15 protein-coding genes and 2 pseudogenes are annotated in these 16,885 nt (G+C 47.4%); 8 read left to right on the top strand and 9 right to left on the bottom strand.

The features are described 5' to 3' along the window. Positions 1–62 precede the first annotated feature (62 nt). From QUB25_RS07885 to QUB25_RS07875, 3 genes and pseudogenes are all read right to left on the bottom strand, one after another. Positions 63–275, bottom strand: a pseudogene (locus tag QUB25_RS07885) (DUF6883 domain-containing protein); the annotation flags it as partial. A 377-nt stretch (positions 276–652) separates the two neighbouring features. Then, the gene (locus QUB25_RS07880) at positions 653–2,635 is read right to left on the bottom strand and encodes a calcium-binding protein (protein WP_333182638.1); all 1,983 of its coding nucleotides are present in this window, start codon (positions 2,633–2,635) and stop codon (positions 653–655) included. 464 nt (positions 2,636–3,099) lie between these two features. Further along, entirely contained in the window at positions 3,100–4,233 is a 1,134-nt protein-coding gene (locus tag QUB25_RS07875) for a cob(I)yrinic acid a,c-diamide adenosyltransferase (RefSeq protein ID WP_333182637.1), read from the bottom strand. 227 nt (positions 4,234–4,460) lie between these two features. Here QUB25_RS07875 and fraC point away from each other — a divergent pair, with 227 nt between their 5' ends. The 4 genes from fraC (at position 4,461) to larE (ending at position 8,198) form a co-directional block, all read left to right on the top strand. Further along, positions 4,461–4,979, top strand: coding sequence for a filament integrity protein FraC (fraC, locus tag QUB25_RS07870; protein WP_333182636.1), 519 nt, complete (start codon positions 4,461–4,463; stop codon positions 4,977–4,979). A gap of 5 nt (positions 4,980–4,984) precedes the next feature. After that, positions 4,985–5,983: a DUF5357 family protein gene (locus QUB25_RS07865; protein WP_333060314.1), complete on the top strand. Its 999-nt coding sequence runs from the start codon at positions 4,985–4,987 to the stop codon at positions 5,981–5,983. Positions 5,984–6,237: 254 nt separating this feature from the next. Further along, on the top strand, positions 6,238–7,011 hold the full coding sequence (locus QUB25_RS07860) for an ABC transporter permease (protein ID WP_333039375.1): 774 nt from the start codon (positions 6,238–6,240) through the stop codon (positions 7,009–7,011). 359 nt (positions 7,012–7,370) lie between these two features. Then, a complete protein-coding gene (gene larE / locus QUB25_RS07855) occupies positions 7,371–8,198 on the top strand; it encodes an ATP-dependent sacrificial sulfur transferase LarE (RefSeq protein ID WP_333182635.1) in 828 nt (275 codons plus the stop codon). 475 nt (positions 8,199–8,673) lie between these two features. Here larE and QUB25_RS07850 read toward each other — a convergent pair whose 3' ends face one another. After that, positions 8,674–10,560, bottom strand: coding sequence for a polysaccharide biosynthesis/export family protein (locus QUB25_RS07850; RefSeq protein ID WP_333182634.1), 1,887 nt, complete (start codon positions 10,558–10,560; stop codon positions 8,674–8,676). Positions 10,561–10,893: 333 nt separating this feature from the next. Between QUB25_RS07850 and QUB25_RS07845 the strand changes: the two genes are divergently transcribed. Beyond that, on the top strand, positions 10,894–11,589 hold the full coding sequence (locus QUB25_RS07845; RefSeq protein ID WP_333182633.1) for a class I SAM-dependent methyltransferase: 696 nt from the start codon (positions 10,894–10,896) through the stop codon (positions 11,587–11,589). A 13-nt stretch (positions 11,590–11,602) separates the two neighbouring features. On the opposite strand, the gene QUB25_RS07840 is transcribed toward QUB25_RS07845, so the two are convergent. The 3 genes and pseudogenes from QUB25_RS07840 to QUB25_RS07830 all read right to left on the bottom strand — a co-directional run bounded on the left by QUB25_RS07840 (position 11,603) and on the right by QUB25_RS07830 (position 12,633). Then, a complete protein-coding gene (locus tag QUB25_RS07840) occupies positions 11,603–11,959 on the bottom strand; it encodes a DUF4864 domain-containing protein (RefSeq protein ID WP_333182632.1) in 357 nt (118 codons plus the stop codon). A gap of 46 nt (positions 11,960–12,005) precedes the next feature. Further along, entirely contained in the window at positions 12,006–12,374 is a 369-nt protein-coding gene (locus QUB25_RS07835; protein ID WP_333182631.1) for a hypothetical protein, read from the bottom strand. Next, positions 12,361–12,633 (bottom strand): annotated as a pseudogene (locus QUB25_RS07830) (BrnT family toxin). The gene QUB25_RS07835 and the pseudogene QUB25_RS07830 overlap by 14 nt, the downstream one beginning before the upstream one ends. Positions 12,634–12,696: 63 nt before the next feature. Here QUB25_RS07830 and QUB25_RS07825 point away from each other — a divergent pair. Both QUB25_RS07825 and QUB25_RS07820 read left to right on the top strand, forming a co-directional pair. Continuing rightward, on the top strand, positions 12,697–13,335 hold the full coding sequence (locus tag QUB25_RS07825; protein ID WP_333182630.1) for a histidine phosphatase family protein: 639 nt from the start codon (positions 12,697–12,699) through the stop codon (positions 13,333–13,335). Positions 13,336–13,480: 145 nt separating this feature from the next. After that, the gene (locus QUB25_RS07820; protein ID WP_333182629.1) at positions 13,481–14,248 is read left to right on the top strand and encodes a YebC/PmpR family DNA-binding transcriptional regulator; all 768 of its coding nucleotides are present in this window, start codon (positions 13,481–13,483) and stop codon (positions 14,246–14,248) included. A 9-nt stretch (positions 14,249–14,257) separates the two neighbouring features. On the opposite strand, the gene QUB25_RS07815 is transcribed toward QUB25_RS07820, so the two are convergent. Continuing rightward, a complete protein-coding gene (locus QUB25_RS07815) occupies positions 14,258–14,860 on the bottom strand; it encodes a Uma2 family endonuclease (protein WP_333060323.1) in 603 nt (200 codons plus the stop codon). Between QUB25_RS07815 and QUB25_RS07810 the strand changes: the two genes are divergently transcribed. Then, positions 14,824–14,979 (top strand): hypothetical protein, encoded by a 156-nt coding sequence (locus tag QUB25_RS07810; RefSeq protein WP_333182694.1) that lies wholly within the window; start codon positions 14,824–14,826, stop codon positions 14,977–14,979. The genes QUB25_RS07815 and QUB25_RS07810 overlap by 37 nt on opposite strands. A 1-nt stretch (position 14,980) precedes the next feature. Here QUB25_RS07810 and QUB25_RS07805 read toward each other — a convergent pair whose 3' ends face one another. Beyond that, positions 14,981–16,855 (bottom strand): adenylate/guanylate cyclase domain-containing protein, encoded by a 1,875-nt coding sequence (locus QUB25_RS07805; protein WP_333060324.1) that lies wholly within the window; start codon positions 16,853–16,855, stop codon positions 14,981–14,983. Positions 16,856–16,885: the final 30 nt, after the last annotated feature.

The following is a 16,885-nucleotide window of genomic DNA, read 5'->3' as shown; positions in this document are numbered from 1 at the left end:
CCTCACTTTTTTACGGGATAACAACGTGTTACTATGGGGAAATTTTCACCTGCGCGGACGATTCAAGCTGCTAGAATCAGAGATTCCTCTACTTCGGTTTTCAGCAAGAATTTCATGTTGTAATGTGTTCCGTATTTATTGTTTTTTAAAATAACAACATCTTCGTTGATAGCAGCTTCTTTTAAAGCCTGTTTGAGCATTTCAGCATTTTTTATGGTAATGTCTAACTTACTGGCAAACAAAACAGCTTTGTTTTTTCCTTCTTGATGATTATGATTTAAAGAATATTATTCTATTTTATTGCCTAAATCTGTTAGATGACTATTGGAAAGTTTCACTATTAATAACTGTTTTTGAAGAATAAAATAGAATATTAGTCTGCTACGATAATCGACTTTTACTCAAATGTCAATTATATCGTCTTTGAGTTGGGTGGCTAGTTTATCAACATTATTGATGGGTGGGAAAATGGATCGGTGAATCTGCCCTTCCTTTCAATACCCAATGCCCAATGCCCAATCCCTGATGGCCAATTCCCAATGCCAATAAAAAAGCCAGGGATGGATATCCCCAGCTCGAAACAAAGCACTATTTGTTTTGAGAGTTGGCGCGGGCGATGTTTCAGCATCGACCCGACCCACTTTTACCCAAATTAAATCAGGGTAATGTCAGCAGCCGTAATGCCCGGTCTGCCATTCAGATTTGCCAGCGTAACTACTCCGCCAGCATTACCAAAACCGTTAGAGTCATATCCTAGTCGTCCAGTGGAATTTTCATAAAAGACGAACGGCTCTCCCCCGACCGCCCCGGCTGGACCAAAACTGCCGTTGTACTCCCCACTCTCAAGCGCCAAGAACGCCTGCGAAGAAAGTCGATTCGTATTTTGCACTCCCCTCAAGTTGGGGAAGCCGTTGGAGCCATTGATTTGGAAGATAAACTTGTCTTGGCCGATCGTAAAATCGCCGATTTGGTCTGTGTCAGTACCCACGGCGCCCTCGCCGAAGTTGTTGTAGTAGAAGCTGTCATTGCCGGAGCCACCAATCAGGGTGTCAGCACCAGGCCCGCCGCCGAGAGAGTCGTTACCGTCGCCGCCGATCAAATAGTCCTTACCAAAGCCCCCCAGCATGGTGTCGTTCCCGGCACTGGCATTTAAGGTATCGTCCCCGGCGAGGGAGTCGGTAGCATTGAAGGAGTCGCCGAACAGGATGTCATCCCCGTTACCAGTAGTGACCACATCAGTGCCGTTGCCACCAATAATGAAGTTGCTGCCTAAGGTATCGCTAATCAAGTTTGGCGCTGTAAGACCGGTAAAGCTGACGCCGCTAGCGTAGGAGATGAAGTCGTTACCCGCAACGTTGCCAATCACGCGATCGCGCGCGCTGCCAAAGATGATGGTGTCACTTCCCTCGCCACCGTTCATGAGGTTGGTGACGGTGAAGCTGCTGCCAGTAGTAGGAGTGGTGTAGCCAATTAACAGATCGTTGCCCAGCGCGCCTTCGAGAGTAATCAAAGCAGTACCAGTACCAGCAAAAATGGCCTTGGTAGCATCGATAGTATCGTTGCCATCTCCACCGGCTGCGTTAGTAAAGGTACCGCTCAGGCTGTCGTTGCCTTCACCGCCGATCATTGTATCCGTCACAAAAGCTGCAACGATCGTGTCATTGCCTACTCCGCCGTCGAGCAAGTTGCGACCCGCGAAGCCTCCAAATGAACTCTGGGCGCCTCCGCTCAAAGTTAGATTCAATACCCTGGATGACTCGATGAAGTCGTCGCCTGCACCTCCCAAAGCGGTATCCTGCGTGGCAAAAACCGTGATCGTGTCGTTGCCGTCGCCGCCCTCAAAGAAGTTTCTGCCGGCTTCAAACTCGCCGATCGCCCCGTAGAGAGAATCGTTGCCGCCACCGCCAATCAAGGTGGTTCTCTCAATGCCGATCGTGATGGCGCTCCCCGGAGCAAACGGGCTGCTTTGCGTACGGTTGGTAATGAATAAGATGTCGTCGTCATTATCGCCCGACAGGTAGCTGTTGCTGGCCACACCTCTTAGGGTGTCGTTGCCTCTACCGCCAAAGAGACTGTCTCTTACATTGATAGCTACAACCAAGTCGTCGCCCAAATCACCCCGCAAGTAGTTGCTGCCTTCATTGCCAGCGAAGCCAATACCCAAACCACCGTCTAAAGAGAGGTTGTTGCCACCGCCTGCGATGAAGAAGCCGATCGCGTCATTGTCCTTACCGCCGTAGAGGGAATCTCCTCTCTGCGCTCCTCCTAGCATCGTATCTGCGCCCTGATTACCAAACATCAGGTTAGCTTCGACAGTACCTTGGAGGATGTCTTCTCCCTCGCCGCCTGCCAGGGTAGCGCGGGCTTCAGCTATTATGGTGTCCGAGCCTGCGTCGCCAAACAGCAAAGCCGGAGTCCGCTGGGATCTGATTGAATCTTCGTCGTCGCCGCCGTATATGGTATCGTTCGGGCCAACTGAAATCAGAGTATCGTTATCGCCTTGGCCAAATATTAAGCTGCCGCCCAGGGTGGAAGTTCTAACGAAATCCGCCCCCTCTCCGGCGAATACTGTATCCGGCCCTAGTCCCGGAAGGTTTAAATCTAGTTGATTAGGATTGTCATCTAACGTTGTCATAAAGCTTCACTCCTCTACTTGTTGGTCATCGCTGGTGCGACTACAGACACTGCCTAGAACACCGAATGTTTGGATTCCGCTGTAGTTTAACCTGTTTGCCAGCCGCAAGTCTAGCCTACTGGCGTTAACCCTGTCTAGACTTTCTCCCTCGCGGATTTTTTGCTTGTAAGCTTTTATTTTCAAAGTCTTCACCCTTTAATAATCCTGGTGCACTGTCTCAGGTGCTCACGCTCTCTTAAGACGAGGCTCATATTCTTAATGTTCCATTCTGGATTTGCGGTCGGGGATCGCGTCCGGGGGAGGAAATTAAAGATTAAAAAAGGCAGATCTGGGTGATCGGGAAGACAAGGGAAATTGGGAGATTTGTTACTTGGTAACAAGGCTTTGTGGCAATTTCCGGTTTTCCAGGCAGGGTCGTCATTTAATAATTCTGACCCGGATTGAACTGCGTACCGCTCCGGGCTTTAAAAGTCTACGCCCCGCTTTAGTTCTACGCCCCGATCGCCGTAGTGTTTGTGACAGTATACCTCGGAGTGTACGCTTGCCAAGTCAAAGTAAGCATGGGGTTTGTGGCAACGCCCGGTGATAATAATTTCTGTATCCCGCGGCTTGCGTAGCAGGGCTTCGACGATCGGCTCTACCGGCAGCAGTTCTAAGTCTACTGTGGGATTGAGTTCGTCGAGAATAATCGTTTTGTACCAGCCGCTGGCGATCGCACATTTGGCGATTTCCCAGCCGCGTTCTGCTTCTATGCAGTCTAGCTCTTGCTGTTGCCCCCGCCAAACTATAGCATCTCGGCCGCACCGCTGGTGGTCTACTAGCTGTGGATAGCTTTGGCGCAAAGCTGCGATCGCCGCATCTTCTGTATAACCGGTGCCGCCTTTGAGCCACTGCACGATTAACACCCGGTGAGATTGGTCTTGACTGATACCCCTACCTATTGCCTGCAAAGCTTTGCCCAAAGCGCTTGTAGACTTGCCTTTGCCCGCTCCGGTGTATATTTCGATACCGGAAATATGATTCTCTGCCGCTGCGGGGTGATAGTGGGGCTTCATTTCTGAGTGTAAGTCGGCAATCTCCAGCAAAGCTTCCGGGGCCGCTCGGCCTGTGGCGATGACTTCTAAATATTCTGGTTTGTTTTTGAGGGTTTGGACTACTTCGTCAACTGGCAGCAAACCCAAGTCCAATACGGGGTTTAGTTCGTCTAGTACCACGACGGAATAGAGCTCGCTGGCGATCGCCCCTTTGGCTATATCCCAGCCTCGCTGAGCTTCTGCCCGATCAAAGCGGGTGATTGCTTCGGCCCCAAAATATTCGGCTCTGCCGGTACGCACTTGGTCGATCAAGTGCGGAAATGCCCGTTGCAAGGCTTCTATTGCCCCGTCTTCGTCGTAGGAGCGGCCGGGGCCTTTAAGAAAGCGCAGCAACAAGACTCGCGTAGGCGAGTCAGAATTGATACCCAGCCCGATCGACCGCAACACTACTCCCAAAGCTGCCTGAGACTTGCCTTTACCCGCGCCGTCGTAAACGTGAATCTGACCCGCGGCGCGTTCCGACCGGGATGAGGCTGTCCGAATACCAATGCCATTCCTTACCATAATCAGCAGTTGTTTGAGTCTGTATCGGGGTGGGTATTCGATCGCGCGCCTTGAATGTTTAATTTTTCCATTCTGTTGGCGGATCTCAACAGATTATACGATAACTTCTAACCCCCAATCTTTTAAGCAGCGATCTAACGCAATTAGGTGCTCAAACCTCCGGTTAAGATTATTGCGTTTGTGCTGTACAATTAAAATTTAACACGGACTGATATACCTAAAGGCTTATGATTGCGAGTGTTTTCCCATTTCGGACTGTTTTGGTGCAAATTTTAATTATGTTTTTGGCGATCGCGATCGAATCGTGGTTTTTGCAAAAACTACTTAAACTCGGCCCCAAAACCAGCATTGAATATACAGCCATCCTCAATCTATCTTGCACTTGCGTAGGCTGGTTAGTTTTCTTCGGCATTGAAAGCGTTCTTAGCAAAGAATTGCGGGAACAGCTGATCGGTTATATTTTATTAGGACGTGCGGATAATGTTTACGCTCCAATAACTATGATAGCACTCTCAGTATTAGCAGTAACCTTTCTAGCTAAATGGCAGGGATTAGAATTCATAGAAAACATGGTTTCTGGCAATAAAAAAGCTTCCAAACCTCAGTTTTTAGGACCCCCCACCCTCACCCGCCGTCCTACCAAAAAAACTTTTCAAGTAACTACCCAGTTTGGGGGAATTTTAATCGCCCACACTGTTAGCAATATCGTTATTTTAACCGTGTTGTTTTTGCAAAGCGTCTATTGAAATTTATGATGAAGCAATTTTTTGATGTCACTCAGCAACTCACTAAGCTGACGAACAACCTTTGGGAAACCAATAAAAAAATCCAAAAGGCGATGATTCCGCCTAAAGTTGTTCACTGGAAGACTCCTTTACTACTCAGCATCTTTTTAGCTTTGCTGACAGTGGCGGCAGTCACTGACTGGCGGACGAGAACTCTACTTTTTGATATGAGCTGGTTATTTTTTACACTTTCAATGGGTCTGCTGACCAGCCAGCAACCTTTTGTGATTAAAGGAGTAAGTCTGAGTCCGTGGGTGACCAGCATTTTAATTGGGTTGTGGTTGCTGGTAAGATTGCCGTCGGATAGGAAGGAAATAGCATGGATATGCGGCCCAATTATAGCAGTAGTAGTTCTTGCTACAATAGAGGTTTGGAATAGCGAGTCAAAACGGGAAGGTATCAGGTCGTTGGTGCGCCCTCAGTTTTTGATCATTACTCTAGTTCACCTGCTGTTTTCCTGTTGGTTTGCTTTTCACTTTTTAATTCAAGGTTGGATACGACAGTACCCGAGCGTTTTATCCCAGGATTTGAGGCAAAGCGATTATGTGGTGACATTTCAACAGCCAACTATTAATCGCTCCCGAGGAGTTGTTATCCTCAATGCAATGGAGCGATACCTACAAAATGAAGCCCGCACAAAACCGTGGGCGCAGGTAGAGCAAATGTTAATAGATATGGACAACGAGCGGTTTTTTCTGCGGAATCAAGCCTTAAAAACAACTGGGGTAGTCGCAGAAGATGCGAAGTGGGATGTCAAAACTTCGATCGTCCAAGGAGATTCCCGCTATCAGTTAGAGATGGAGGCAATTTGGCTGGGGCTGGTTTTTAGACCGGAAACATATTCGTTTACCAAATCTTGCGAGGTGTTCGAGATAGGCAATAGGGCGACTGTAACCTGCGGTGCCATCAAACGCTCTCAACCCGGACAGAAAAAAGATGGAACGGCGGGCGACAGTCAAGTTTGAGCCTGTCTCACGCAGTTAGGAAAGTGTTTCAGAAGAAAGGGGAAGACGGGGAGATGGGGAGAGTATCCGAACCTGAGAGACGCATATGGGGAGAGTAGGAGATCGGGGAGAATCTTCCCTCGAACCTCGGACTTCTTCCTTCAACATCCAATCCGTTAAATCCCTTAAATCCCCTACACTGCTTCCTTGCCGAACTTCCTTCTTCCTTATATTAAAGTATTGATTGCGAAAGTTTCCAGCGGGTTAATAATTAGATGAACTTGAGAAGAATCTTGACAGTCGCGACCAATGTATTTTGGGAAGTAATTCGCGATCGCATCCTTTACTTAATTATTATTTTTGCTCTGTTGATGGGCGCCTCGGTACGGTTGATACCGGAATTGGCGGCGACAACCGAGAAGAAAATTATCTTAGATGTCGGTTTGGCTGCTATGAGCCTTCTCGGTCTAATTGCCACAGTTTTTGTGGCTACCGGATTGGTCAACAAAGAAATAGAAAAGCGCACTGTTTACCTGTTAGTTGCTAAGCCGATAAGTCGGGCTGAATTAATTCTGGGCAAGCACTTAGGGTTGTCGGCGGTGCTGGCGGTGCTTGTAGCGGCAATGACTGTTATCTATCTGGCTATTCTGAGTTTGAGCCGCATTCCTTTCCCTTTGGGAAGCATTTTAATCGCTTCGCTGTTTATCTGGTTTGAGCTGTGTCTGATGGCTGGTGTCGGGATTTTATTTGGGGTTTTTAGCAGTTCCCTGCTGGCGACTTTACTGACATTTGGCGTTTATTTAATGGGACATTCGACGCGGGATTTAGTGGCTTTGGGCAAGTTAACTAAAAATCCTGGCCTTGAACAATTGATGATGGGACTTTATCTCGTTTTGCCGGATTTAGCCAGATTCAATTTGAGAAACGATGCTGTTTACGGACAAGTTCCTTACTTAGCAGGTTTGATTACAGATGCTGGCTACGGTTTGCTGTATGTAGTGCTGCTGCTGTCAATAGCGATCGCCATATTTTCCCGTAGGGAATTTTAAAACGCGCCTGCCCTACTTTCAAAAGTTTGAGTATATCTATCAAATTATCACGCTAAAATATCAAGGAGGCGATCGCTCAGAAATCTCGACTAAAACTCAAACTTTTAATTGATCCCGAATAAGCTGTTCTGTATTTAAATAGTACCTTTGGGCGGGCTTTTCTGCCCTCCCCACAAGATCGGGACTTAGGCCTCGGGGCCCAGAAACCGGGTTTGTTAACGAATCTGCGGTCTACAACGCGTCTTTTCGTAAAAAAAAACCCGGTTTCTAAACAATCGTGCGTAAGTCCTAAAGATGTTGAAGAGAAATCACCCTGTAAATTAGATTGCGATAACTTAGCAGTAACAAAAATTGAAATTATGTTAGTGGAAAAACTCGAACAATTAAAAGATATTTTCGCACAAATGGAACGGGCTTTGATTGCCTACTCCGGCGGAATTGACAGCACTTTGGTGGCAAAAATCGCTTTTGATGTGTTGGGCGATCGCGCTTTGGCAGTGACGGCAGTTTCGCCGTCTTTACTGCCAGAAGATTTAGAAGATGCGCGGATTCAAGCTGCAGAAATTGGCATTGCCCACGAGGAAGTAGAAACTCAGGAAATGGCAAATCCCAATTACACTTCTAACCCGGTTAACCGCTGCTATTTCTGCAAAAGCGAACTGCACGATACTTTGAAACCCCTAGCACTAGCAAAGGGTTATCCTTATGTGGTTGATGGGGTGAATGCTGACGATTTAAAGGATTATCGTCCCGGAATTCAGGCTGCGAAGGAACGCGGCGCCCGATCGCCTTTAGCCGAAGTAGGAATTACTAAGTTTGAAGTGCGGCAATTGGCAAAAGAATTGGGTTTGCCTTGGTGGGACAAACCGGCTCAACCTTGTTTGAGTTCGCGCTTTCCTTACGGCGAAGAAATCACTGTTGGAAAGTTGCAAAGAGTGGGGCGCGCTGAACGGTATTTGCGGCAGTTGGGACTGAAAAATTTGCGAGTGCGATCGGACGGAGATACGGCACGCATTGAGTTACCCGCAGAGGAGATTCAGGAGTTTGTGCTAAATACGGATTTGCCTGCATTGGTGGCGGTGTTTCAGGAGTTTGGTTTTGTGTACGCGACTTTGGATTTGGAGGGGTTTCGCAGCGGCAAATTAAATCAGGTTTTGCAGCCACAGTTGTTGCAGGCAGAAGGTTGATTAATTTTCACGAATACAAAAAATTCTCATGATTGATGTAGTTTGGGACATGGACAAAGGGGAACAATGTCAATCGAACCTTTACCTTTGATGTACCAACTTATACCTTTCAAGGCTCGAATTGTTAGGATTACAGGACTCACGCAAAAGTAACGTATTTCTGTCGCCCAACGAACTCAGTGAAGCAATCTCAAAGTGGCGTTGCTTAATCAGGGTATGAAGAAAATAGCTTTAAAATCCAAAAGCTTTGTTGATACTGGTTTATATGAGGGGCATATTTGGCGTTTCATACCGTAAATCAGCAAAGCCTAGGATGTTTGCCGTAGATTTGGGATGTGCCCTGTAATAGCAAATCCGGTTTTAATACCCCCTTTTTTTCTTAGTCCCCCTTTGCTTGGACTTCGTTTGACTCTATGCAGCGGTTTCAACTGCCGATTCATAAAGAGGGTGGCTAACTTTCAACCCCCGAGTCTGATCAAGGAGTAGTTGGCTGAATTTGCTGTGGCTGCATTTGCTGTGGCTGCATTTGCTGCTGCTGATTCTCGAGCAGAAGTTGCTGCTCCTGGATTTGAATTTGCCGATTCTCAAGATCTATTTGCCGCTGTCTGTCTTCAAGCTGCAGTCTTCTGTCTTCAAGTTGCAGTCTTCTGTCTTCTGCTTGCTGCAATCTATCTTGACGTTGTTGCTCTCTTTCTAGCAACCGGTCTTCACGTTGCTCTTGTCTGTCTTGACGTTGTTCCCGAAGCTGTCTGAGCTGATTTCGCCGATCGAAATCCCCTCCCAAAAATAAGTTTTGAAAAGCGTTGATAGTTGCTTGAAACCCAGTAAAAACGCTGCTAACAGTGTTAACCCCAGTTGCTACTCCTGTTATTGGCTGCAAGAAACTGTTGATATTATCTGCTACCCTAGCATAGCCCGATCGCGCTACCAGAATCACATCGTTGTTGCGGAGAGTGGGGTTATTATTAGGATTCAACCCTTGAGCAAAATCCACCTCGATCGTGCGGCGAGAAACAGTACCGTTGGGGTTCAATCGCAATAGTTCTACCTTGTCTTTTTTGGCCCGCAATTGATTGAAACTGCCGGCCGTCAGTAAAGCTTGGTGCAGGGATGTACTAGGCCGCACCTGTAAAGCCCCAGGCCTAATTACTTCTCCTACAATATTGATGCTAATCGCGTTCGGAGAAAAACTGCTATTTGCCACTTGAGAAACTTCAGCTAAGTCTACAGTAGCTGCTGTCGGGATAATTACGCTATCTCCTTCTTGCAGCAAGATATCTTGAGTTGCGTCGCCTTTTTGCAGTAAATCCCACAGATTTACCATGATAGTTTGTTCATTGCCGCCTCTGACTCGGCGGCGGATTTGCACGCGGCGAATGTCAGCTTCTGTAGTGATACCACCAGCAATTTTCAGTGCTCTAGTTATTGTTGGTAAGCCCACAACTGCTCCTTGCTGTTGGTCGATAGATACAAAACTCAACTCTGTTTGTTGGTTGCTCGATCGCACATCCGAAGCAAATACAGTATAAGGCCCCGGCCGGTTTACTTCCCCGACAATTACTACCCCAATTGGTTTAGTAATATCAGCGGAAAAATTAGCACTGGCTCTTTGACGGACTTCTTGAGTATTGAGAGCACTTGCTGTCGGTACAAAAATTGTATCTCCATCTCGAATGGTAACGTCTTGACGCAAATTTCCCGTGTCTAAAAAATCCTGCAAATCAACAGTAGTAACTTGAGCCGGCCCGCCTCTGCGGGGACGGCGAATTTGGACATTTCGCATATCTCCTGCTGATGTCACCCCTTGTGCAAGTTGCAGCATTTCCATCAAAGTCGGGAATTTTACTCCTCCTCCGGTTCCTTCTCTAGTGGGATTAATCTTGTAGGAACCCGGGCGAGTAACTTCACCGGCAAGACCTATATTTAGGGGGCGAGCGGCGACCAGAGTCACGGTAACAACGGGAACATTGATGAAGGGTTCGTATCGCTGGGTAATCACGTTAGCAGCTTGTTGCAGGGTCAACCCTTGAATTGAGACGCTGCGAATGATTGGCAAATTGAGCGTCCCGTCAACTAACACTTGATATTCTCTGCTGAATTCAGGGACCCCGAATATCTCTAAAGCAATGCGATCGCCCGGGCCTAAAGTATAAGCTGCTTCTTGTGTCAGCGAACCAAGATTGCCGCTCGGTGGCAAACTCGAACCCGGAGGTGGCGGCGGCGGTACTCTCGGTTGGTTTGGGTTCCTAGCGGGCGCAGGATTTCTGACGGCAGGCAACTGAGCTATAGTGGGCAGCGAACTCAATAGCACCAGGAGTGCTGACAAACTCAGACTTGTAGCGGTTTGAACGGTATGTTTCATCTTTCTTCCCTGGTTGCAGCCTGCCAATGAACGAGAGCAATTTAGCTAGTTGATTTTAGTTTATTTTCCCTGCTGTCCAGTGTAGCCTCGCTTCGCTGCAAAATCCACAGGTGGAAGCATAAAAATTGTGTGATCGCACTTAACTATTTTGCACCTTGTTTGTCAAGAAACTGTAAAGCCTGCCAACTGTTCTCAGGATTAGGCTCTCGTTTGAGCAAAATTTTTCATACATAACTCGCGATACAAATCAACCCACCAAAGAAAGGGGATAGGAAAAAACCACCCTGATTTGAGGTAAAATGTTAAATAATTCTATCTGCAGGACAAAGACAAGTGTCACTAAAATTGGATAAAGTAATTCCCTGGGGACGCTGCTTGGATGAATACATAGGAATGTTTAGCTTGACATCAAGTGACCTCAAGCTAGCAATTATTGATTGTGCGGGCGGCCCGGCGAGTTTCAATGCCGAAATGACTCGCCAAGGTAAAAAGGTAATTTCTTGCGATCCAGTGTATCAGTTTACTGCGGTAGAAATTGGCGATCGCATCCAAGAAACATATCAAACTGTGATTGACGGTGTTAAAGCCAATTTAGACGGCTACCTGTGGAATAATTTTGAATCGCCATACCAGCTAGGCGAAGTGCGAATGAAGGCGATGCAGGAATTTTTAGAAGATTTTCCATCAGGCTTGCAGCAAGGTCGATATATTAATGCTGAGCTGCCAGTTTTGCCTTTCGAGAACCGTCAATTCGATTTAGCTTTGTGCAGCCATTTCTTATTTGCTTATTCTCACCTGCTTTCCGAAGAATTTCATCGGGAAGCTATTACAGAAATGTGTCGGGTTGCGAAGGAAGTCCGGGTATTCCCTCTATTGCAGAGTTTTAGCGGGGAGGAATCCGATCACTTAAATCCGACGATCGCAGAATTGAAAAAGAGAAGTTTTAGTGTAGAAATTCAAGAGGCTCCTTATGAGTTTCAAAAAGGCGGGAATAAGATGCTGCGAGTTAGCAAAAAAAGCTCTGCCTAAAAGTAAGCATAACTTATTGTGCTGTTAGGGAAACCAAATAACAGCCGTTAATTCGCCAACTATTATCAAACTGTTTTTCCATGAGATAAATGGCTCGGATTGGAATGCCTTCCGAGTCCAGCAACAGCACCGGCTGAGCGGGAATTCCTTCTACATTGGCGAGGTCTTCAAATAATACCGAGCGCGGACGGTAGACAGCTTGATAGGCAATTTTTACCATGTGCATAAAGTTTTCTGCCGTGCGAAACTGCTGCTGAATTCCGGGACTGGCGAAGGCAAAAGCCCCAGCAGCATCGTCTTTTTGAAATGCTTGCAGTTGCTGTTCTACGACTGAGCGAATGGAAGCGCGATCGCTATCAGTAATGTGCATAATTAATTTTGATAAGAAAGTGCTGTTAGGGCTGGGCGCGTCCAAATTACTGAGGGCATGGCAATTCCCGATCTAGCCCTAGACTATCTGCCCATTGCTTAACCCGATCGTGCCCAATGCCCGTCTTGTTTGTCTGGTAATCTTGCAAGGCTGCGAGACTTTGGGCGATCTTTTGTTCTTCGCTGAGGGGTTGAAACTTCTTGGCTGTGTCAATTTCTCCAGTAATTCTAATCAAAAACCGCAGAGCTTCATTTACTGCTTCAGAATCGTGAAACATCTCTGCAACATCCGGTTCTAAACGAATATTTACACCACCAAAGGTCTTTCCTCCAGATCCTACCCTTCTTACACGCAACTTCCTCAAATTATATTCCGACCGAAGATCATCGTCCATCCCTGTTTCATCCTTCTTCATAAACTTCTCGCTCCACTCTTGTTACTTTTCTGGCGCTAATTATAGGAATAAAATCTGCTCTTTCTGTATACGATACTATCAATAAATTACATTGCGAGGACTCTCGAACAATAATATAGCGAGCTTCTTCATCAAACCGATCCGGAGCTTAGAAATCTATGTAGAGGGGATCGTCAAAAACCGTTCTGGCTTCCTCAAATGAGAACCCATGCTTGGGCAAATTTACCGCAGCCTTGTTTTCATCCCACTCGAATTTCATAAACATCCCAAATCAGCATCTTTGATATAATATTACATCAAGAAGCAAAACCCAAACCAACTCATGCCACAAACAGTCTGGATCGCACGACACGGAAACCGCATCGACTTCGTTAACCCCGACTGGTTTCTCACCGCAGAACGCCGCTACGATCCCCACCTTTCTGAAGACGGTCACATTCAAGCCCAACAAGTCGCCAATCGCCTCAAAGGTGAAGGAATTTCTCATATTTTTGCTTCTCCTTTTCTGCGAACTGTCCAAACAGCAAATCACGCGGCCGAAGCTCTCGATTTGTCAATTAAACTAGAGTGGGGACTGTGCGAATGGCTGAATCCGGAATGGATGACAGAAATGCCGGAAACTGAGTCCGTCGAAGCTTTGTGCAGGCGTTTTCCCAGGATTGATGCTTCCTACAAAGGCGGTATTGCTAATTATCCCGAAACTGGGGAAGCTTGTCTTAAAAGGGCGGGGGAAACTGCTAAACGCCTCGCGGCAGAGTTTCCCGAAGATATGTTATTAGTAGGTCACGGTGCGTCGGTTTTAGGAACTGCGATTGGGCTGGCGGGCGGTGCGGAAACGGAAATTAATGCTTCTCTGTGCTGTTTGGTAAAAGTGGTACGGGGTGAGGGAGAATGGTCGATCGCACTTAATGGCGATACTTCTCACCTGACTGACTCTGAAACCGTGATCCGGTTTAATTAAAGTTGAGATTCGTGCGAAAAATCGCATTTTATGCTATGTGTGTAAGGTGCGCCGAGGTGTACCCTAAGTTAATCTGATTTGTCGGAATCTAGGTGTTATTGTTTGATCTCGATCGCACATTTTAAATCGAAAATCTTAAATAGGTATGGCTGGACACAGTAAGTGGGCGAATATTAAACGCCAAAAAGCTAGAGTTGATGCCGTTAAAGGCAAAGTTTTTGCTCGAATATCTCGCGAAATTATTGTCGCGGCCCGCAGCGGAGTTCCCGATCCCGCTGGGAATTTTCAACTGCGGACGGCTATAGAAAAAGCGAAGGCGGCGAGTATTCCTAATGAAAACATAGAAAGGGCGATCGCCAAAGGTGCCGGCTTGGCGGGGGGGAGTTCGGATTTAGAAGCTATTCGCTACGAAGGTTACGGCGTTGGCGGGGTTGCTATTCTAATTGAAGCGCTGACAGACAATCGCAACCGCACAGCGGCTGACTTGCGAGAAGCTTTTACTAAAAATGGCGGCAACCTGGGCGAAACTGGTTGTGTGGGCTGGATGTTTGACCACAAAGGAGTTTGTACGGTACGCGGCCCGATTGATGAGGAACAATTGTTTGAAGCGTCGCTAGAGGCGGCTGCGGAATCTTATGATTTGATATTAATTGATGAGGATACTGAAGGTGCAGAGGTATTTACAAGTGTGGCTAATTTGGAACAGTTGGCTGATGTTTTGAAACAAAAAAAATTTGTAGTTTTGCAGTCGGAAACTCGCTGGATTCCCAGCAATACAGTGGAAATAGATACTCCTGAAAAAGCTCGCTCGCTCCTTAAGTTAATGGATGCACTGGAAGATTTGGACGACGTGCAAAGTGTGACGGCTAATTTTGAAATGACAGATGAATTGATGTCTTTGAGTATGGTGTAACGCTCTAAATCACCAGATTTTTGCCATCCGCAAGACAAATCCCGGTAACTCTGGATCTGCGCTGACTGTTTCAGGATTATCTAAGATTTCAGGTTCGCGAGCGGGACGGTAGATGTAGACTTTTCTATTTTTGCGATCGAGCAAAAAGCCGAGCGATACACCATTGTCAATATATTCTTGCATCTTGTTTTGCAATCCCTTGAGAGTGTCACTAGCAGACCGCAATTCAATCACAAAGTCTGGACAAATCGGTGCGAATGAGGCTTTTTGTTCTTCAGTTAAGGCATTCCAGCGCTCTAGTTTAATCCATGAGGCATCGGGGGAGCGGGTTGCTCCATTCGGCAAGGTAAAGCCTGCACTGGAGTCAAACGTTTCACCTGTGCCATCTTGTTCTGCCCAGTTCCCCAATTGTAGGGCAATCTTACCGTTTCGATTCCCTGTATCTGAAAAAGCGGGTGACATAATGATAACTTCCCCACTGGCTGTACGCTCAATTCTCAAATCGCGATTAACTAGACAGAATTCATAAAACTGTTCAACAGTCATCGATTGGAGCGCAGGGAAATTGACCGTCAGTGGGACGCTTTCGGTTTGAATTAGCAGCGTCGTCATGGTTTTTCCTCAGTTGGTGCAGGGGTGATAGAATAGCTGGAGCTTACACTATTTTAGCTTGGCGATCGCAAGTCTTAGTCGATCGCGGATTCGGAGGCTTGTATCCGTTTTTGGGTTAGGTCAATAATCTTTTTTCCCAGTCAGCAAATAAGTAACCATGTATCCTTTGCCCTTAACTTGAATAGCGCCACGCTTCTGAAAAGTATATTTATCTTTTAATAACTCGTAGGTTTCGGCGGTGACTTGAATGCAGCCAGTAATCCCGTGGGATTCCATGCGCGAAGCAATGTTTACTGTGTCGCCCCAGAGGTCGTAAATAAACTTTTTTAAGCCGATCACGCCGGCAACGACAGGGCCACTGCTAATCCCGATCCGAATGCTGAAAGGTTCCGAATGTTCTAAACTCAGGAGCCTAATTTCGTGCAGCATATCGATCGCCATGTTCGCAACCGCCTCGGCGTGATCCTCTCTGGCCGTAGGCAAACCGCCGACAACCATGTAAGCGTCACCAATAGTCTTAATTTTCTCCAAACCGTGGCGATCGGCCAAGTGGTCAAAAGCCGAAAAAATATCGTTGAGCACTTCCACCACTGCCGTCGCTGAAATTCTCGACGAAAGCTCTGTAAACCCCACAATGTCCGCAAACATCACAGTTACTTCCGCAAAACTTTCGGCGATATTGTGTTCATTGTCCTTCAAACGCAGGGCGATCGCTGCCGGCAAAACGTTTAGCAGCAGTTGCTCGGATTTAGCTTGTTCGAGTTCCAACTGTAGGTAAGCAGCCTGCAACTGTTCAGCTTGGCGAATTCTTTCTCCGGCTAGCTTTTCGATTTGCGCGGTGCGACTCAAAGATGTCAGCATATATGTCACCGGAATCAGAGTCCACAGCATCCCCATCGTCAGAGTTCCCCAAGAGCGCCAGTGCTTGCGAAGCCTGCGAATTTCCGGCGTTGCCGACACGTACATAGACCACTGGCGGCCGCTAATTTTCAGCCGCCTTCTGCAAGCTGTATAGTTCGGGCCTGGATTGTCAAGAATCGGGCAGTTTTGCAGGAGAGAGGGTTTCGCAGTGGCTGATGCTGGAAGCACTTGTTGGCTGGCGGATTGGAACTGCACCGCAAATTGCTGAATTCGCCTCTCAGCAAGGAGATTTTTGAGAACCGGGTTCCCCGTTTGCGGTAACAGCGACCCTGCTTCTTGCTTGTCTGGAGCCTCGCTAACGAGATAAATATTTAGGTAGTCGGTATTGCGTCCTTTTAAAGAGGTTTGGAAAATATCTTTGCCTCGAAATACGCCCAGAACAAATCCTTGTAGCAGTTGGCGACGGGATTCCAGGGTAGTCGGTTTACTGCTGTTTTCGTAAATCGGAACTATAGCCAAAAGACCCTGTTCCGGGGAATTGCCCTGAGTTAAGCCGATGTAGTTGGTGACAATCATTTCTCCTGTATCGCGCCCTCGATCGAGCGCGAGGCGGATTTCTGGGTGGGAGGCGAGGTCAAAGCCTAATACTGTCTCGTTTCCGGCTGGTGGTTCGACGTAGAAAGCCGGGAAGTATTCTGAACGCTGGAGGGCCTTGCGGAGTTCTCCTCGCGGGCCGCGCTCTGTAATCTCGAAGCTGGGCTCTGTTTCGGTTCTAGCTTTGGTTTCGTAGTTGCGCCGCTCGGAATTGGGAACGCGGGGGGCCCAAGCCAGGAGTTGCAGGCTGGGGTGGACGGATAGGGGACGGGCGACAAACCGAGCAAAAGAGGAACGCTCGACGGCGCTGAAGGCTTTCATGTAGTCGCTGAGGGCGAGAACAGTATCTAAGTCGGAGTTGACCTGGCGTTCGATGCCGATCGAAATATCGTCAATGCGGCGGTGCATTTCGTAGTCGCGGCGCTTGTCTTCCCAGTCCCAAACCAAGGCGAATGTCAAAACCGACAGTCCGACACCCAAAGCCAGCGTCAACCCGGCTGGAATGTAGCGAGACCAGGATAAAGGTAGTTTTTTCAGCATAATTGCCTAGCGAATAAGGGCAGCAGATTA

It is taken from the genome of Microcoleus sp. B3-D7 (genome assembly GCF_036705305.1).
GTDB lineage: Bacteria > Cyanobacteriota > Cyanobacteriia > Cyanobacteriales > Microcoleaceae > Microcoleus.
The sequence above is the reverse complement of the archived record's forward strand: the minus strand, read 5'-3'. Positions and strand labels throughout refer to the sequence as shown.